The sequence below is a fragment of the uncultured Dysosmobacter sp. genome, assembly GCF_947631635.1.
Taxonomy (GTDB): Bacteria; Bacillota; Clostridia; order Oscillospirales; family Oscillospiraceae; genus Oscillibacter.
On the sequence record NZ_CANRMB010000025.1, the window covers coordinates 14,236 to 32,248 of the forward strand.

17 protein-coding genes and 1 pseudogene are annotated in these 18,013 nt (G+C 46.0%); all 18 read right to left on the reverse strand.

Going from position 1 to position 18,013, the window contains the following annotated elements; all coding sequences use genetic code 11:
* Positions 1-12: 12 nt before the first annotated feature.
* Positions 13-264, reverse strand: a complete 252-nt coding sequence (locus tag Q0Z71_RS12220; protein WP_298023028.1) for a type II toxin-antitoxin system RelE/ParE family toxin — start codon at positions 262-264, stop codon at positions 13-15.
* Entirely contained in the window at positions 264-479 is a 216-nt protein-coding gene (locus tag Q0Z71_RS12225) for a hypothetical protein (protein WP_298023031.1), read from the reverse strand. The genes Q0Z71_RS12220 and Q0Z71_RS12225 overlap by 1 nt, the downstream gene beginning before the upstream one ends.
* A 16-nt stretch (positions 480-495) precedes the next feature.
* Complete coding sequence (locus tag Q0Z71_RS12230; protein WP_298023033.1) at positions 496-708, reverse strand: Arc family DNA-binding protein; 213 nt, start codon at positions 706-708, stop codon at positions 496-498.
* Between the two features lie 1,261 nt (positions 709-1,969).
* Positions 1,970-2,407 (reverse strand): RhuM family protein, encoded by a 438-nt coding sequence (gene rhuM / locus Q0Z71_RS12235; protein ID WP_298023035.1) that lies wholly within the window; start codon positions 2,405-2,407, stop codon positions 1,970-1,972.
* 326 nt (positions 2,408-2,733) lie between these two features.
* Positions 2,734-3,645, reverse strand: a pseudogene (locus tag Q0Z71_RS12240) (NAD-dependent epimerase/dehydratase family protein).
* Between the two features lie 141 nt (positions 3,646-3,786).
* A complete protein-coding gene (locus Q0Z71_RS12245) occupies positions 3,787-4,053 on the reverse strand; it encodes a death-on-curing protein (RefSeq protein ID WP_298023038.1) in 267 nt (88 codons plus the stop codon).
* 211 nt (positions 4,054-4,264) lie between these two features.
* Positions 4,265-5,458, reverse strand: a complete 1,194-nt coding sequence (locus tag Q0Z71_RS12250) for an NAD-dependent epimerase/dehydratase family protein (protein ID WP_298023041.1) — start codon at positions 5,456-5,458, stop codon at positions 4,265-4,267.
* Positions 5,459-5,488: 30 nt separating this feature from the next.
* Positions 5,489-6,658 carry a non-hydrolyzing UDP-N-acetylglucosamine 2-epimerase gene (gene wecB / locus Q0Z71_RS12255; protein ID WP_298023044.1) on the reverse strand — a complete coding sequence of 390 codons (1,170 nt, stop codon included), beginning with the start codon at positions 6,656-6,658 and terminating at the stop codon, positions 5,489-5,491.
* A gap of 10 nt (positions 6,659-6,668) precedes the next feature.
* Positions 6,669-7,727, reverse strand: a complete 1,059-nt coding sequence (locus Q0Z71_RS12260) for a polysaccharide biosynthesis protein (protein WP_298023046.1) — start codon at positions 7,725-7,727, stop codon at positions 6,669-6,671.
* A gap of 41 nt (positions 7,728-7,768) precedes the next feature.
* Positions 7,769-9,067, reverse strand: coding sequence for a flippase (locus Q0Z71_RS12265; RefSeq protein WP_298023047.1), 1,299 nt, complete (start codon positions 9,065-9,067; stop codon positions 7,769-7,771).
* A gap of 157 nt (positions 9,068-9,224) precedes the next feature.
* Positions 9,225-10,412 carry a glycosyltransferase gene (locus Q0Z71_RS12270; RefSeq protein WP_298023050.1) on the reverse strand — a complete coding sequence of 396 codons (1,188 nt, stop codon included), beginning with the start codon at positions 10,410-10,412 and terminating at the stop codon, positions 9,225-9,227.
* Positions 10,413-10,423: 11 nt separating this feature from the next.
* Complete coding sequence (locus tag Q0Z71_RS12275; RefSeq protein ID WP_298023052.1) at positions 10,424-11,530, reverse strand: EpsG family protein; 1,107 nt, start codon at positions 11,528-11,530, stop codon at positions 10,424-10,426.
* Between the two features lie 26 nt (positions 11,531-11,556).
* The gene (locus tag Q0Z71_RS12280) at positions 11,557-12,522 is read right to left on the reverse strand and encodes a glycosyltransferase (protein ID WP_298023055.1); all 966 of its coding nucleotides are present in this window, start codon (positions 12,520-12,522) and stop codon (positions 11,557-11,559) included.
* A complete protein-coding gene (locus Q0Z71_RS12285; protein WP_298023058.1) occupies positions 12,509-13,633 on the reverse strand; it encodes a glycosyltransferase family 4 protein in 1,125 nt (374 codons plus the stop codon). The genes Q0Z71_RS12280 and Q0Z71_RS12285 overlap by 14 nt, the downstream gene beginning before the upstream one ends.
* A gap of 471 nt (positions 13,634-14,104) precedes the next feature.
* A complete protein-coding gene (locus tag Q0Z71_RS12290) occupies positions 14,105-15,136 on the reverse strand; it encodes a GNAT family N-acetyltransferase (protein ID WP_298023060.1) in 1,032 nt (343 codons plus the stop codon).
* Complete coding sequence (locus Q0Z71_RS12295; RefSeq protein ID WP_298023063.1) at positions 15,129-16,172, reverse strand: hypothetical protein; 1,044 nt, start codon at positions 16,170-16,172, stop codon at positions 15,129-15,131. The genes Q0Z71_RS12290 and Q0Z71_RS12295 overlap by 8 nt, the downstream gene beginning before the upstream one ends.
* Positions 16,173-16,205: 33 nt before the next feature.
* Positions 16,206-16,766 carry a sugar transferase gene (locus tag Q0Z71_RS12300; RefSeq protein ID WP_298023128.1) on the reverse strand — a complete coding sequence of 187 codons (561 nt, stop codon included), beginning with the start codon at positions 16,764-16,766 and terminating at the stop codon, positions 16,206-16,208.
* A gap of 104 nt (positions 16,767-16,870) precedes the next feature.
* Positions 16,871-17,962, reverse strand: a complete 1,092-nt coding sequence (locus Q0Z71_RS12305) for an NAD/NADP-dependent octopine/nopaline dehydrogenase family protein (RefSeq protein ID WP_298023066.1) — start codon at positions 17,960-17,962, stop codon at positions 16,871-16,873.
* Between the last annotated feature and the right edge of the window lie 51 nt (positions 17,963-18,013).

Sequence of the window (18,013 nt, forward strand, 5' to 3'; positions counted from 1 at the left end):
CCGGCGCTCTTGTCAATATCGGTTATATATCTGTCCTCTGTTTCCGGCGTCAATGACGTATACGATCAGCTCTCCATTGTCCACCGTGTAGATAATGCGGTATTCGCCCACACGCAGGCGAAGCAGCCCCGCATGGCCTTTCAGCTGCTTGATATCCTCACCGTTCGGCAGCTGCTCAATGGCCGCGACAACCCGCCTTTTTTCATTCATGGGCAGTTTGTCAATAAACTTTTTTGCTTTCTTCTTAACGATGATCCGGTACATCAGTCAAGCCCCCACGCCTTTTTGCACTCTTCCAGAGAATAACTCTCATCCTTTTCCGGGTCAGGGTCATTTTCATAGTTTTCAATCATCCGCTCGCAAAAGGCGTTATCTGCCTCCTCATCGGCGGTGATGCCCTGCACATAGGCCAGCACATAGCCCATCTTGTATTCCGGCACATTATCCAGTAATTCAATGATTCTCTCGCGGTTGCTCATATAGTTTTCCTCCTGTTCACTGGCCCGCTGCGGGCCGCTGTGCGGCGTTGTCACGCTCCATGGCCTCCATAATCGCTCGGTTGATAAAGGCGTTTACGCTCTCTCCCTGGGCCGCTGCGTGGGTCTTTATAGTACCCTTCTGTCCTTTTGGCATGGTTACATTGATGCGGTCATAATTGGATTTTACGTATTTATTAACAGATGCCTGCTGTGCTTTTGAAACTGCCATAGTTTCCTCCACCTGGGGGAAGCTGTTTTTTGATGCTTCCTCTCTCATTGTACCCTAATTATAACGCAAAAGTCTATTGGTGTAAATATGTAATCTTCACAAATGTATTGGTGTAAATATGGTTATTTTATCAACAGACTATTGGTGTAAATAGTGATATATTATAATCACAGCAAGGGAACAGAGAGCTGCGACGGACGGGCCGGGGACGTTCCGGATATTCCCTCTACAATCTCTCTGATTCCAAACAAGGGCGGGCCTGCTTAGTGAAGGCCGGGGACGTTCCGGAGAGCACCAAACCAGCCGCCAGACGAAACAAGGAGGAAAACAGTATGAGTATCAACGAACTGGAAGCCAAGGCGCGGGAGCTGCGTCAGCTCCTGGCCCTCATCGACGAGGCCCAGGCAGAGGCTGACGCCTTGAAGGATGCCATCAAGGCCGCTATGGGGACCGTGAGGCCGTCCAGGCCGGGGAGTACCGTATCACCTGGAAGCCTGTTACCGCCTCTAGAATCGACACCACCGCCCTACGGAAGGCCTTGCCGGATGTGGCGGAGCGCTTCACCAAGGAAACCACCACCCGCCGTTTCTGCGTGGCGTGAGAAATTACCCTCTGGCGCGGCGGAGGCCCTGGCAAATCGGAAGGCGCCTTCCGATTTGGAAGTCAAGCGAGAGAGTACCGGCGCGGCGGCTTTGGACCCTCTGTGTCCGCTGCGGTCCTTGTATCCGAATCGGGCACCAGGACCGCGTTTGCTTTTCCTAGATAACCGTTGTCGGAAAACCCGACAACGGTTGAACACATCCCCCAAATCTGACAGCGCTGTCGTTTTTCCCTTCCCGGAAATCCGTAGGCGCTTGCGGATTTGACACTCCAAACCCCCTTCCGAATGCTGAAAAGGGAAAAAATAAGGGAAAATAATCCCAAAAACAGCAAGAAAAAACCTTGTAGGCATTGAAACTACAAGGTTTTCCTATGGAGCTGCTGGGCGGATTCGAACCGCCGACCTCATCCTTACCAACGCGGGTTTTGATTTTTTTGCAATAATTTCTGCTTGTTTACCGTTGTTTCCGCTCCGAAAGCTCTGCTTTTTAACACTTTCTAATAATGGTGGTTCCGTTGTTTCCGCACCTGTCTGTGGCCGATTATGTGGTCAAGAAAGCCGGCCCTTGCCTGCGGGATACACCCAACAAGTTGAGGAACGGCTTTCTGTGTTGTCTGCATATTGCTCTATTCTGATACACCTTATCAAAGAGAGAGCTGCTCAGCCTTGGCATCCACTATTTCGGCTCTTCTTGTCCGCCGCCCTCCAGCAGCCGCTTGACTTCCCGGTCAAAGTCGGAGGTAGTAGGGGAATCTCGATCATAGTCAATGCTGCACTCGGCGAAAGTGTCGGTGTTCTGCTGATGCGCCGCTCGCTGGCCCGAATGGAGTGCACTCGCTCCAACAATTCCCGGAAGTAGTCGGTACCAAAGACGGTCTTGCCCTGTTCCCGCCGTTCGTCATCCATGGCAAAGTCCTTAGTCATGTACTCTCTCAGTACACTGGTGGCCCAGATACGGAAGCGGGTGGCTCGGCGGAAGTTGAACCGGTAGCCCACCAAGATGATGGCATCAAGGTTATAGAACTGCGAATCGGTAGTCTGCGCTTTCCCTGCAATAGTGCCATAGGAAATGGTTGTTGCGATTTTTGCAACAACCACTTTTTCGCCCAGTTCACCTTCCAGGAAGATATTTTTCAGGCGTCAGCTGATGGCGTTTTTATCCACATTAAACAATTCCGCCATAAAAGACTTCCTCGTTGCCAAAGGGAAAAAACACCAAAGGGAATAGCATAACAATATTTAATAGTATTTCGATTCCTAATCCATTTGAACCTCTTGTCGAATTAAGAATCACAATATTTTGAGAATTGATTTTTCCCTCTTGGAGCAGTACTCATCGCCTTCGTCCTCCCATGGTCACTTACAAATTCTCTTTGTACCACTCAATAGCGGCCTTGATTCCGCGATCAAAACTCCAGTCCGGATCATAAACCCAGCAGTTCTTTCGCTTTGCTTATATCCGCATTTCTATGCTTAATATCACCGGCGCGATCCGGGCCAAAATTCGGCTCAACTTCCACTCCGAGGGCTTCTGTGAGTCCGTAGTAAATATCAAGCAGATACTCACGCCCACCGTATGCGATGTTAAAGGCTTCTCCTGCAGCTTCATGGCTTGCCAAGCACACTTTCAGGTTGGCTTCGATAACATTTTCAATGTAGGTAAAATCCCGACTCTGGCGTCCATCACCATTGATGGTAGGCACCTCACCATGGAGGAGTTGACGGATGAACTTCGGAATAACCGCAGCATATGCGCCGTTAGGGTCTTGACAACGTCCGAACACGTTAAAATACCGAAGGCCATAAGTATCTAACCCGTAGTGCCGAGTATACTGCTTGCCCTATTCTTCATCGCACATCTTGCACACGGCATAAGGTGGCAGGAGATTGCCTTCCCGTCCTTCTTTTTTCGGGAGGTTCGGCTCATCACCATAGACAGAGCTAGAACTGGCATACACAAATTTTTTCAAACCATTCTGACGCGCTGCTTCCATCATGTTCAAAGTCCCCATGATATTATTGGCGCAGTAGAGCAGCGACATCTCGATGCTCTGCGGAACAGAGCCCCAAGCAGCCTGATTAAGAACATAGTCAACCCCGTCACAGGCTTTCATGCATGTATCAAAGTCTTTGATGTCACCCTTGATGAACTCATAGTTTGGATTATCCATGAGCATATCTATATTTGTCTGCTTGCCTGTGGAGAGGTCATCCAGACAACGAACCTTATAGCCCATTTTCAGAATGGCTTCACAAAGATTCGATCCAATAAATCCTGCGCCGCCGGTAACCAGGAACAGGCTGTTCTCTGGGAAACTTACATTTTGATAGCCCATTTCTTTTCCTCCAATAGCTCTATGTGAAGAGGCAGGAAAGGCTCGCTCTCCGTCAATTGTTCTTAAAGCCTCCAAAACAGGAAGAATGTCTTACCGGCGGAAAATGATCTGGCAGCCCACCGAAATGATGGCGTCCGGCTTTTAAAACCGCAAATTGGTCGTTTGCGGTTTGCCCTCAATGGTGTCATGAAGAGTGGTTGTTGCAGATTTTGCAACAGCCGCTCTTTTATCCAACTCGCCTTCTCGGAAAATGTTTTTCAGATGCCGCCTGATGGTGGATTTGTCCACATTAAACAGTTCCGCCATGGCCTTTTGGGTAAGCCAAATAGTCTCGTCCTTGATGACGGCATTGACCGCCACATCCTTCTCGGCGGAGCGGCACATCAAAAGGCGGAAGCCATTGTCCATGAAGGCTTTCTCCCCCTTCGAAAGGAACAGCTTAACCATTAAACGCAAAATTTGTATACCACAAATCGGTGTGAAAAGGACGCGCTTTGTCCGTCCTCTCCCCGGCGTTCATCAATCAGCACAATATAGCAGATGTGCGAAAGCTGAAACTGACCAGTAAGCGAATGTTGGCAATAAAGTTCTTCCTTATAATTTATAAGGAAGAAGCGTACTACACTTTCTCAGAGAATGTATCCGGCTTTTTGGGGTCAAAAATTTCATTGCACGTTATCACCGTCACCAGATTATCCGACTCACTCAGATTGATGATGTTGTGCGTCCAGCCAGGTATCATGTGAATCGCTTCTATTTTGTCACCGCTGACTTCAAATTCCACTATCTCGCCAGTATTGATGTTGCGCTCCTGAACGAGCCCGTGACCGGCAACCACGATAATCAACTCCCACTTGGAGCTATGCCAGTGCTGCCCCTTCGTGACACCCGGCTTGCTGATATTAATTGCAACCTGACCACAGTCCTCAGTATGCACCAATTCGGTAAAGCTGCCGCGGGTGTCTACATTCATTTTCAAGGCGTACTTGAATTTTTCCTTTGGAAGATAGGTTAAGTAGAGTGAATACAGTTTTTTCGCAAAAGATTCATCTGGCATCTTCGGCATCATCAGCGTAGCCGGCTGCTGCTTAAATTCCTGCAGCAGGTCTACGATCTCGCCCAGTGTGACCTTGTGCGTGGCCGGAACGATGCAGTAGCAGCCATCCTCCTTCATGACCGGCGTGAGGCCGGCGTACTCACAACGCCGCTCTTTGCCCTCCAGCAGGTCAAACATCCCTTCCACCAGATCGTCAATATACAGCAGCTCCAACTCGTTAGAGCGGTCATCCACGGTAAAGGGTTCATCGTTCGCCACTGCCCAACAAAAGGTCGAAACAGCACTATTGTACTTTGGGCGGCTGTGGCCCATCAGATTCGGGAAACGGTACACCGCCACCTTTGCGCCTGTCTCTTCTGCATAGGAGAATACCAGCGCTTCCCCCGACTTTTTGCTCTTGCCATACTCATTGTCATATCTGCCGATACAGGTTGCCTGGATTGAAGAGCTCAGCATGACCGTTGCTTTATTGTTGTGTTTTTTTAACGCATCTAGCAACCGCGCTGTAAAACAGACGTTACTATTCAAGAAGGCTTTTGGATCTGTCGAACGATTCACACCTGCAAGGTTGAACACAAAATCAGCCTTCCGGCAATATTCATCCAGCTCATCCAAAGAGGAATCCACATCATATTCGTAAATATTGTCAACATGGATGCCCGGGCGGGTATGGTTCTTATGGTCCCTGATGTTTTTCAAATTGTTCACAAGTGCGGTACCTACCATGCCCTTGGAGCCGGTCACCAATATGTTCATCCATCCACTTCCTTTCAAGGCCCTATGGCCCTACTGATCCTTGCGCCAAACCATCTTGTTGACTATATTGACATAGCTTTGAATAATACGAACTACTTTCATACTGACACACTCATCCGTATAGTCTAAACAGGGGTGGCCCAACACACCGCTCCGCTTCATCCTGATTGCCATATCAGTCGCCTGCAGCAGTTCTTTTGTGGAAATGCCCGCCAGGATAAAGTCACCGGCTTCCATCGCTTCCGGGCGTTCGGTAGAAGTTCGGATGCAGACTGCCGCTATGGGATATCCGATAGAAAGATAAAAACTGCTTTCCTCCGGCAACGTACCCGAATCAGAGACGATTGCCAGTGCGTTCATTTGCAGGCAGTTGTAGTCATTGAATCCAAGCGGCTCATTGACGCGCACACGGGGATCGAGTTGGAAGCCCGATGCTTCGAGCTTTTTCCGTGAACGCGGATGGCAGGAGTACAAAACCGGCATGTCATACTTCCCAGCCAGTGCATTGATCGAGTTGAACAACGAGGTGAAATTCCTGTCAGTGTCGATGTTCTCCTCGCGGTGGGCGGAGAGAAGAATGTAGTGTTCCTTCTCCAAGCCAAGGCGCTCCAGCACATCGGACGCCTTGATTTTATCGAGATTGCCGCGCAGTACTTCCGCCATTGGGGAACCGGTCACATAGGTGCGCTCCTTGGGCATCCCCATCTCGTACAGATATTGGCGGGCACGCTCAGAGTACGGCAGGTTCACATCGGAGATCACATCGACAATGCGGCGGTTGGTCTCCTCCGGCAGGCACTCGTCCTTGCAGCGGTTCCCGGCCTCCATGTGGAAGATGGGAATATGCAGGCGCTTTGCAGAGATAGCAGATAGGCAGGAGTTTGTGTCACCCAACACCAGCAGGGCATCTGGCTTAATTTCCGCCATCAGCTCGTAGGAGCGGGCAATCACGTTGCCGCAGGTCTGGCCGAGGTTATCCCCAACGACGTTCAGATAGACGTCTGGCCCGCCCAGGTCAAAGTCCGCCCAGAATACAGCGTTCAGATTTTTGTCATAGTTCTGGCCAGTGTGTGCGACACAGCAGTCGAAGTATTCGCGGCAACGTTTGATCGTCGCCGCCAGCCGGATGATCTCCGGACGGGTGCCGACAATGATCAGAAGCTTGATTCCTCCATTTTCTTTCCAGCGGAAGTCATACATAGTCTTTTCCTCACTTCTTCTCTGACAATCGCTCCTGAATATATGTAAGGCTTGCAATCTTCGCCTTGGTTTCCTCCACAGATAAGAGGCGTGTGTTGTTGCTGTTGAATTCGGTCAACGTATTGCGCTGCGCATCGCCCTCGCTGAAATATTTGTCATAGTTCAGGCCACGCTTATCGCAGGGGACGCGGTAGTAACTGCCCAAATCAATGGCATGGGCGCATTCCTCATTGGTCAGCAGGGTTTCATACATCTTCTCGCCATGGCGGATGCCAATGGTGTTGATATTTGCTTTGTCCCCGCCAAAGAGCTCGCAGACGGCTTCCGCCAGAGTCTGAATGGTGCAGGCGGGAGCCTTTTGGACCAGAATGTCGCCGGGATCCCCATGCTCAAAGGCAAAGAGCACCAAATCCACTGCCTCCTCCAGACTCATGATGAACCGGGTCATCTTGCCATCCGTAATGGTGATTGGACTCCCGGAACGAATCTGGTCGATCCACAGGGGAATGACAGAGCCGCGAGAACACATAACATTGCCATAGCGGACACAGCAGATCTTCGTGGTCTTGGTGGTTCGGGACTTGGCCACAACGACCTTCTCCATCATGGCCTTCGATGTGCCCATAGCGTTGACCGGATAAGCGGCCTTGTCCGTAGACAGGCAGACGACAGACTTCACGCCTTCGTCGATAGCCGCTGTCAACACATTTTCCGTACCGAGCACATTGGTCTTGACCGCCTCGATGGGGAAGAACTCGCAGGACGGCACCTGCTTGAGGGCCGCAGCGTGGAATATGTAGTCCACGCCGTGCATGGCGTTTTTCACAGACTGCAAGTCGCGGACATCCCCGATATAAAAGCTGATTTTATCCGCTGCTTCTGGCATCCTAGACTGGAACTCGTGGCGCATGTCGTCCTGCTTTTTCTCATCACGAGAGAAGATGCGGATCTCGCCGATATCGGTGGAAAGGAAGCGGTTTAGGACGGCGGTGCCGAAGGAGCCGGTGCCGCCAGTGATGAGCAATGTTTTCCCTTCAAATGATCCTGTATCATGTTTGCTGGAAGACATATAGTACCTCCTATCTAAAAATCAGCCATCAAATCGTGATACTATTTTCGCTCCCTGCTGATCATACGCCTTAATAAACCAATAATGAGCCTTGGATCTAATCCGTTGATCATAAGGAAGTTGTTTGGCCTGATCTGTTTCATAATAAATCCAGTCACAACGTTTGTAAAGAATTGCGTAATAATCGATGCAGCAGAAGCACCATATATTCCGAATCGGGGTATGAGCAGCCAGTTAATGATGACATTAGCTATAGCTCCAGACATATTTATCTTCCATAAAACATTCTGCTTATTATTGGCCAAGATCCATACGTCCCTTATTGCCCCCATATAAGAAAAAGTAGTATACCATACTACAGCTTGAAGAGCCCCAATCGAGGCTTCGTAGGCAGGCCCATATAAAACAATAATAAAGGACCGGGCAAAAATCGTCATGATGATGCTTTGAGATAGTGATAAATAAATGATAATCGAATATAGAAGTGTAAGTCTGTATTCAAACGCCTTGGTATCCTCTTCATAAGCTTCCAATATTGAAGGGCGAAATGAATCAATTATTGCAGTAAAAATAAAACTCGTCAAGCCGGCACACGCCACAGCTGCTCCATAAAATCCAGTAGCTGTTTCGCCAAGCATAGATTTAATCATGATTTTATCTGTCTGAGCAAATATAGTAACCATCATACTTGATAAGATATAATGCTTACTTCGAGAAAATAGCTCTTTGCCCAATCCCAAGGAAAACTCCAGTTTTTGCCCTCCTAGTTTTCGATAGATAACGATTAAGCTTATTCCTATCAGGCAGTAATCAAATGCATTTGATATTGCAAACCAATATACACTTTTTTGTGTCACCAGTAAAAAAACCTTATATGCTGAAACGACTAAATAGGCGCATAGGGTAACAATAGAAGTGTATTTTGACAAATACTTAGCCTGAAACCAGTATTGTATCAACTCCAAAGCCTGAAAAATGAGCAGCAGACTATACAGAAAACAAACTATTATTGTGGAAAATTCATTCTGATTGGCAATATATGCAAAAGTCGTAATACCTGATATGCAAAAAACAGCTGAAATAAGGCTCAGCAGAATCGTAGTTCCTACTGTCTTCCCTTCCCGCTCCGGGTTATTTATGATATCTTGTACCAGAATATTATTGAACCCCAGGTTCATGATCGGTGCAACAAACGCCACCAAAGAGGAGGCATAGATGATTATCCCAAAATTTGATGGTCCTAAAAACCTTGCCGTCAGCATGTATATCGCCAATGCAAAAAAAGCTTGGGCGATCCGACATGCAATTATCCATGTCGCGTTTTTTGCAACCTTACCCATTTCATGCCACGTACTTTCATACATTAATCTTTGCAGGTGATGATCAATGAAGCCTCATGTCCGAGCTTCGTTTGATACTTTGGCAGAAGATTCTCTTGGTAACTCCACCCTTCATTGCATGGTGAGCTTGGAGCTATATGAACAATTCGCATCGTTGTCACCTTAACACATCTTCGTACAGTTCAACATATTCCTGAAACTTATCCTGCTGATCAAAGCGCCTTGCCCTTGCAAGACACGCCTCCCGCGAGAAGGGCTTGTCCGCGCAGACATACCGGACGGCCTTTTCCATGGCGTCCACATCATCGCATGGTACGACGATCCCGCAGGTTTCATCTATACATTCCGGGCTTCCACCCGTCTTAAAGGTTATAACCGATGTTCCGCAAGACAAAGCTTCTATATTAACCATTCCCAAAACTTCTTCCCTCGTGGGACTCACAAACACATCCGCTGCCGAATAGATCTCGGCTAATTCATGCTGATCTTGTGTTCTGTGAATAGAAATGATATGATTCGGAAGCTGCTTATCAATTACACTGTCTGTACCGACAAGTACGATCTGATATCTCTCATCCAATCGTTCCGCCAAATCAAGGAAAACATCAAGCCCTTTACGCTTGTCCCAGCCAAATGCGACGCCCAACAATATATACTTTTCTTCCAATCCATATCTCTGCCGGAACACGCTTTCTGTTGGAGTAAACACAGACAGGTCGATTCCGTTATTTATCGTGTATATAGGATAGTCCTTAAGGAATGATTGCCGCACCAGATCCGCTAACCAAATGGAAGGGGTGACGATCGTAAGGTCCAGTCCTTTTAACAACTCCTTCTTTTTACATAACAGTTTACTGCTGGAGTCAATAAACCAACTGAATTCACGAGGCCTGATACAGCCGGTACAATCGTTTAACCACCCCCTGCACTTGGGATCTGTAAAATAGCAGCAATGACCGGTAAAAGCCCAGCAATCGTGAAACGTCCAAATGATTTTTTTATGATTGGTTTTCAGATAGTCAAACAAAATGGACAAATTACAATTGTGCCCATGAATATTATGCAAATGAATAATATCAGCATCATATTTTTCCAGGATACCGACCAGCCTTTTCGTTGCCTTACTGGAATTGAAGCCGTAATTACCTCTGATCCTCGCTTCTATGGCTCCAAGCCTGACCTCACGATCGGTCATGTACTTGATCCCACACTGATATTGTGACGTACCTGAGGAATAGCATATATAATTTTCTATGTTGTGCTTGTTCAACCGCTCACTGATCGCAACGCAGATCTTTCCTGTGCTTCCTGTTCCGCATGTTGCATTAATCTGAATCACTTTCATATGGGATGCCCCTATTCCTGCCAAAATGGAATATATGGAAAGACTTGCAGTATATCTGCCGATGTATACATGCTTTTAATAAAGTTTGCCAGAAAAAACATGGTCATTACAACATATATAAGTCTTGCTGCATCCCAATGCCTCTTTGAGCTGCTATTTAATAATTTGGGAATAATCATCGGTATAAAAATCATATAATAATAATTCATGCGCATAGCTACTGTACTAAGTGGTACAAAAAACTGCAAGCATGTTGATAGCAGCAGTATGTTTCTTTGTCCAATGATCTCATCTGAGAGTGCTTTGTCAGAATCTGAAGTAACGAATATAGCTATAGCAGAAAAAGCAGCTAAAAGCAGGAGCATGCCGTAAGCCCCTGTCCTGGCCATCGTATATGTTTCATATCTTGTTCCGACGAGAAAACGCAGGAGCCAGTTGAATATTGGTTCATTAAATACATATACGACTATCATGAATGGCACAACAGCATATAGCCATTTTTTGGTTATTTTTGCTCTATAGACTGGATACAGCAAGAGCATGATGAACGCAGACTGATGAAACAATGTGGCTAATAACACAGACAGGATAAAGCCTGTTTTTTTTCTTTTTTTTGAAAACTGATAAGCAGGAACTGCAAAGGCCATAGCAAGTACTTGCCTAATTCCGGAGAAATAAAGCGAAAATGGCGCGACCGATAAAAACAGGACGATGGTAAGCGCTGACGCAGCGTTGTTCTTTTTATAAAGCCACCAAATAGGGAGAACCGATAAGACCGCTGTTGCCGCGATAAACCATTGGAAGTCATTCGAAACGACCTGTAGGACCTTTACAAATAGCCTAAACCCTATCTCGACATCATAATTCCTGTTCACATCAACAAGCTCTCGGAACGACATGTTTCCGTAGCTATTGAAATAGTACTTATAGTTTTTTAAGTCTACTCCGCAATCAATACTACGCAACGCAAGCAACAGAGTAAGTATAAAGAAAAAGAAAGAAAGGCCAAGTGCATTCGTCGTTTTTCTGTCGTCATTCATCTTTATGACAATACCATGATTTTGTTCAAGCCCGCACACCACAAGCGGCAATAGACATAAAATATAGTATGCAAGCATTGTCAGGTTCCCCCTATGGTACTAGATCAAACTCTTTTTACTGCTCTATAATACACTTTTCTGATCGCCGGTCTAATTTTCCCGTACAACAGACAGCTCTTAATGGCCAGGCAGTCACTGCGCGTCAGCAGATCTCTGCTTTTCCCTTCCTGAATACAATCTCGCACAACAGTTGGATTGTCGTATTTCGCATTATATATTGCATAGCTTTTAAGGAAGTTATACTCTTTAGACGCTGCTTCACCCAAGCTTTTGATCAGCATATTGCCAAGACTGATACTGTCCTTATGAAAGATATCTTTCCCGATAACTGTCAACTGCCCGTTATGGACTCTTCCGCAGACATGTACACCTGGTGTATGAACTAAACTGTACTTGTTTAAAAAGATACGGATCCACATCAAAAAATCTTGACAATATCGAAGGGACTCGTCAAACATCCCGCAATCATCAAATGCTGTTTTGGGTATCAATAACGCGCAGCCATTGTAGGAACCATCATCAATCACGTCTTTTAATGCAGCTTCCCACGGAATGATCTCTCCGATTTGATACGTCTGCCTCGCTGACCTCTTTACATTGAAGGAAATAAGATCCTTTGAGTCCTTATCGATTTGTTTTGATCCACAGACTGCGATCACATGCTTTTCCCCAATACTTTGTAAAGCATTGATCTGTGACTCTACCTTTTCTGGAAGGTATTTATCATCGTGCGATAGCCAGGAAAAGTATTCTCCCCGCATCGCTTTGATACCTACATTGAGCGCTGAGGATACTCCGCCATTGCTTTTTTTCACATACCTGATCTTATCGCCATAACTTCTGGCAATGGATTCCGTGGCACCATGATCTGTCGACCCGTCATTGACGACAATGACCTCAATATTCCTGTACGTCTGTGCAAGCGCGCTGTCAATGGCCTCTCTCATAAAGTTGCTTCCGTTATAAACAGGAATAATAATAGAGACTAATGGGGCATTACTTCCTGGCATCCTCATAGATCTCCTTCATTTTTGAAGTGATGATATCGATATGAAACTGTTTAGAAAGCGTTCTGTTTCTATTCCCCATATCCGCTCTGATTTTCTCGTTTTGCGCTAAAAACGCGATCCCCTCAGCAAATGCTGAAACATCGTTGTATTTGCTCACGATTCCATTTTCTCCATTATGAATGAATCCCCTTGTTCCTCTGTGATCTGAGATCAATAATGGCAGTCCCGCGGCCATACCTTCAATCGCCGCTATCCCCTGCCCTTCTCTTATTGACGGAAAAGCACAGATATCAGAAGCATGGTACAAGTCCGCAATATCGCTTCTATGGCCTAAAAGAATGACTTGATCTTGTAACCCTCTATTGTTGATTTCATTTTGTAAAAATGTTCTTTGCCTTCCCTCTCCCGCGATTAGGTACCGTACATTTTTATCATTTATGATTGACAAGGCTCTTATGACAACGATGTGATTCTTGTTGGCGTTTAATTCCCCTACAGAAGTAATAACGATTGCGTTTAGGGGAATTTTCAACGCGGCCCTTTTTTCTTCACGAGAAACGATAGGTTTTGAAAACTTATCTATATCAACGCCTACACCAGAAACATAATGAGTCTTTTTCGCATGTAAATGTCTTTTTGCTCTCTCGTAATCCTCCTGGTTAATTGTAATAAGATCGTCCGTGATCCATGAACACAGCCATTCTATAGGATAATACAACAGCCAATTCTTCAGCGGCGCGCCGGTGTAGAAGTGGAAGCCGTGGGCGGTGTAGAACACCTTCGTCCCGGCCCTCCGCAGCTTCCGGCAGGCCAGCCGTACCAGGGCCGAGGCATTGGGGGTGTGGGTATGTACAATATCATAGCGATTCTCGGAGAGCAGCTTTTTCAGCGCTCGGTAGGCTGCTAAATTATCCTTGCAGAACGGTGAGCGTGAAAACGGAATATGGTGCTGGGAACAGGCCAGGGAGACAATTTCCCCCGGCAGAGGCTTATCCAAATTACAGGCCAGCTCTACCGTGTGCCCCTCTCCCTGGAGCATTTTGATATGCTCCGGGAAAAAGCCCATCGTGCTGGACACTGTGGTCACATACAAGATATTCAGTCTGCTCATCTCCTCAAAGGCTATTTGTTCCTTTTGGTCGGGATACCAACAAAGAGTAAGCCGCTTGTGGCGTTCGGTCCAATCATTTAAAAATCTTTTTAGTCTATTCCGACATAAATATTGGTATAGTAGTCCCTGTCCTTATCGTATAATTGTTTTTTTAGTTGAAAACGCCCCGTATCCAGGACCAATTGGTGGCAAGTCGGATTGTGGTAAATCATGGTTGTCCCATGTGACGGAAGCTTTTTTATCACATTCTGAAAAACTTCCGGGCCAAATGGGTTAAAGAAATAAAATGTGTCATAGCTTTTATAGTCCTCAAACTCCCGCGCGTCGCCTATCCATACCGTCACATCATCCAGGCCCAGCCGATGCATATTCCGCACACAAATGTCCGCTGTTTTTCCTGTCCTCCGGTACAGCAGTTCCTTCGGCTTGCAGATCGCAACACTGTCATACATCGTCATATTATCGCAGGCATTATGCTCTATACCTGGGAAAGAATGGACCTTCACTTACGTTTCTTATTCCCATAAGCTCATCATACTTTTCTTGATTATATATCTTCTTTCCAATGAAGAACTGGTTTAGTTCTCCTTTAAAAAAACTCCTCTTAAACTGAAAGAGGCTATCTTCTTCTGAGCCAACGCCACCGCCGAGATACAGACTCTTGTAGCTATTTGCCGTTCCCCATAGTGCCACCGTATAAAGAAGAAGGTTGGTGGCGGCAAGGCTGCTATACTCTCTCATGCTTCCAGACAAGTGATAGTTCATCATCCCATTAGTGGCAAGTATAATAGAGGCGGCAATGACTATTCCATCTTTTACTGCGTAAAACACCTGCGCATTCTGCGGCAGATCATTCAAAACAGATGTATAAAACTCCGGCTCAAAATAGTAATAGTTCTCTGCGTCAACCTTTTCCATTGTGGAGTTATATATCTTTCGGAATGTCGCATAGATTTCCGGGTATCGTCCGTTGTAGATCTTCACGCCATCTTTAATTGCTTTGCGAATGTGTCTCCGATTGCTTCCTGTAAGGTTGCTCCAAATTGTTTCCTGCGATTCCAGATTCATATGTACAACCTTACCAAGCTGAATGATTTCATAGAAGCAGCTTGCTTTTTCATGGTTCTTCACCATCGGATGGAATCGCACAAACTCCGAGATGATACCGTTTCTTTCGCACCAGTCTTGGTAGGCGTCAAACAGTCCTTCCGTTTCTTCTCCCTCGATCAGCCATCCGCCGTAACCATAAGGTGTAGTGAAATCAAAGTACTTACCTTCTTCGAGTATCCCAGCAAAGCGGCGATCCTTTGCTACATCGCGTTTCATGACAACATTGATACCTCTGGTTTTCTCGCTCTCATATGAGAACAGAAGAGGATCGCCATCGCCATGAATCTGGAAAGCCTTAACGTAGCCATTAAGCCAGTAGGCATCATATTTTTTAAAGGAGCGGACGAGCGAATCCCACCGATCTCTCTGTTCAAAAGTCAAAACTTCAAGCATCGTTCATCCCTCCTTTTAAAAATTGCTCTATTGTATCTATCATTCGATACATATCCTCTTCCGTATATCGCTGATCACAAACGAGACTCAATTCGTTCTGATAAATGTTCAATTCTCTTTCACATAGCCTGTGATATGCGCTCACAGTCCAATGAACCGGACAGTAAATGTCATGCTGAGTCAGGTAACGCCGAAGTATGTCCCGTTTTCCATCTGGGACCAGGACAGGCACGAACATTGGGCAGTCGGAATCTTTCAATTCAGGGAAGATTATCATCTCGTGGAAAGCTTTTCGCAGTATTTCCGCATTCTCCCGTCTTCTGGCTTTTATCGTTTCAACATCCAACCTCTTCGCCAGCAAAACGTCTCGCTCTGCTGCCGGTGCTATACCGACCTTCTCCAAACAGTCTTCTGCCGTATCAAAAATCTTCAAATATCCCTTATCCGTTACCCTGCGCCCTTTGTTATCCATAAAACCATTTATGAAGCTGTTCTTTAGCTTCATGGCCTGTTCCCGCAGAAATGTATATCCAAGATCATCCGAATCTTCCATCGCCAGCCTATGCCCATCTTCCGCCCACGCATAGCCTCCGGTCCAGATGCCACACCATTTTCGAAGAGAACCAAAATAGTAATCAGCATCCATGTATGCAGATGAGAAGATTGAATGCGTTACGTCACGGATAATGACACCACTATAAGCAGGCAAGTCGAGAGAGGATGGGGTATATCCGAAGTAATCCATGAGGAATAGCACATCGCAATCCAACTTTATCTCTTGGATCAGTCCATTCTTCCAATAAACCGGATAAAAATGGACATCGATTTCTTCTTTTAAAAACGGTACAATCATACTGTCACAACACCATGACGGCATGGCAACAGTATGAACTTCCGTTTCATGTCTTATATCCTTAATAATTGCTTGTAATGCGCTTCTGCCTGAGAGAAACCATTGCGTGGTTTCCGGGAACAGCTTGCATCCCTGCTCGGCTGTTGGCACATTCCAAAACTCACTGCCAATTTCTCTTATCATTTTTGCCTCTTTGAGCGCTCACAATTATCAGCTTCACTTGACCGTCTCTCCCCCCATGAACTCGTCTTCTATTCCATAGTCCTCCGAGGAAATGCTTTCCCTTCTCAGCACCGTTTTAACTGTGGCAAAAAAGATGCTCATATCCGTCTTAAAGGTTATATGTTGCGTATACCATACATCCATCTTAAATTTTTCGTCCCAGGAAACTGCATTCCGCCCATGTACCTGTGCATACCCTGTCAGCCCTGGGAGTACATCGTGCCTGTGATGCTGTTCTTCGTTGTAGCGAGGCAGATACTTTACCAACAATGGACGCGGGCCAATTATGCTCATCTCTCCCACAAGGATATTGAACAGTTCCGGCAGTTCATCAAGGCTGGTTGAACGCAGACGTTTTCCGTATTCATTAAGCCTGACAGCATCCGGCAGCGAATCTCCATTCTCATCCTTTTCATTAGTCATTGTTCGAAATTTGATGAGCTTGAATATCTTCTCATCCTTTCCGGGCTTCTCCTGAATGAAGAACGGATTGCCCTTCATTTTAACCGCTCCAAGGATCGTGAGAACCAAGAGTAACGGAGAGAGAACAATGATAGGTCAACATTTATATCTCCCAAGTTATGTCTTGTCGCGATAGCATATTATCCATGACATACCACCGCCACAGACCATACAGATTTTCTTAACTGATCAATTTTCTAACCATAGATAAACGAAATCAACTCATCCTTTGTGTATTTATCAATTCCAAGGTGCTCCGCAGTCCTGCCCTCATTCAAGTCAGATCCGATCATAATTCGACCAAGTTTAATAATCGTGTCAATCACAGGAGTAGGAACACCTGCAATCTGGCCCAGCGCACTGATTGGTACAAGTGAAAACGGAATGTCCTCCATGATATAGCGGGTCCTGAGAGTTTTCTGAGCCAGCAGACCATCATAGGCATTGCAATTCTGAATCAACTCATAAAGTGTATTTTTGGATGTCCCGCAGGAATACATGTCGATGTACTCTTGTCTCAGTGTTCTCTGTTCAAATCCAAGAGCTGCAGCTACTGCAATTCTTTCCTTGTCCATCTGTTCAAGTACCTCGCAGATGGTCGGGGTAATCCCTTCCCTGTAGTATTCATAATCCTGGGAAGGAACTGCTTCAATACGTGCCACATTCAAAAGGGAGGGGGCACCATGCACCATAGCATTAATGTTGTCTATGCTGGTTTTGAGGACGCTATGAACCAATTTGAACACAGGCTCAGAAATTGTGAAGGCCTCTTTAAGCTTTCCATTATCTGCAGCGGGAATAGCCGCAATCTCCACTTCATTTTTCATCTGGGAAACATAAACATCGCCGTCTTTTTTCAACCGTGTTGCATAGGGTAACGTTGCGCCTGCACCAACTACTACATCCGCTGTGCAGCCCATATCCCTCATATATTTGCGGAAGGCTATTGCACCACAGGATGCCTCGGGAAGAAGCATGACATTCTGCCCATCTACAAGGTTTGGAATAATTAGCCTTGCAGTCATTTCATGCCATGTTGAAGGTAGAACAACGACTATGTTGTCTGCTCCATCCATAGCACATTTCATATCGGTAGTAGCAAATTCTAAATGTCCCTCACCCTTTATGTCATGATGGAGAACAATCGTGTTTGTTTTACTGATCTCATCAATTTTGCTTTGGGATTTTGAAAAAAGCCTAACCTTCTCACCCTGCATAGCAAGATGCCCAGCAAAGGTCTGACCACCATTCCCGCCGCCGATAATTGCCCATGTTCTGTTTGTCTTCAATAAAGCACCTTCTCAGTTAATTTTTACTGCTTGTGTTGAATACTTTCTTAC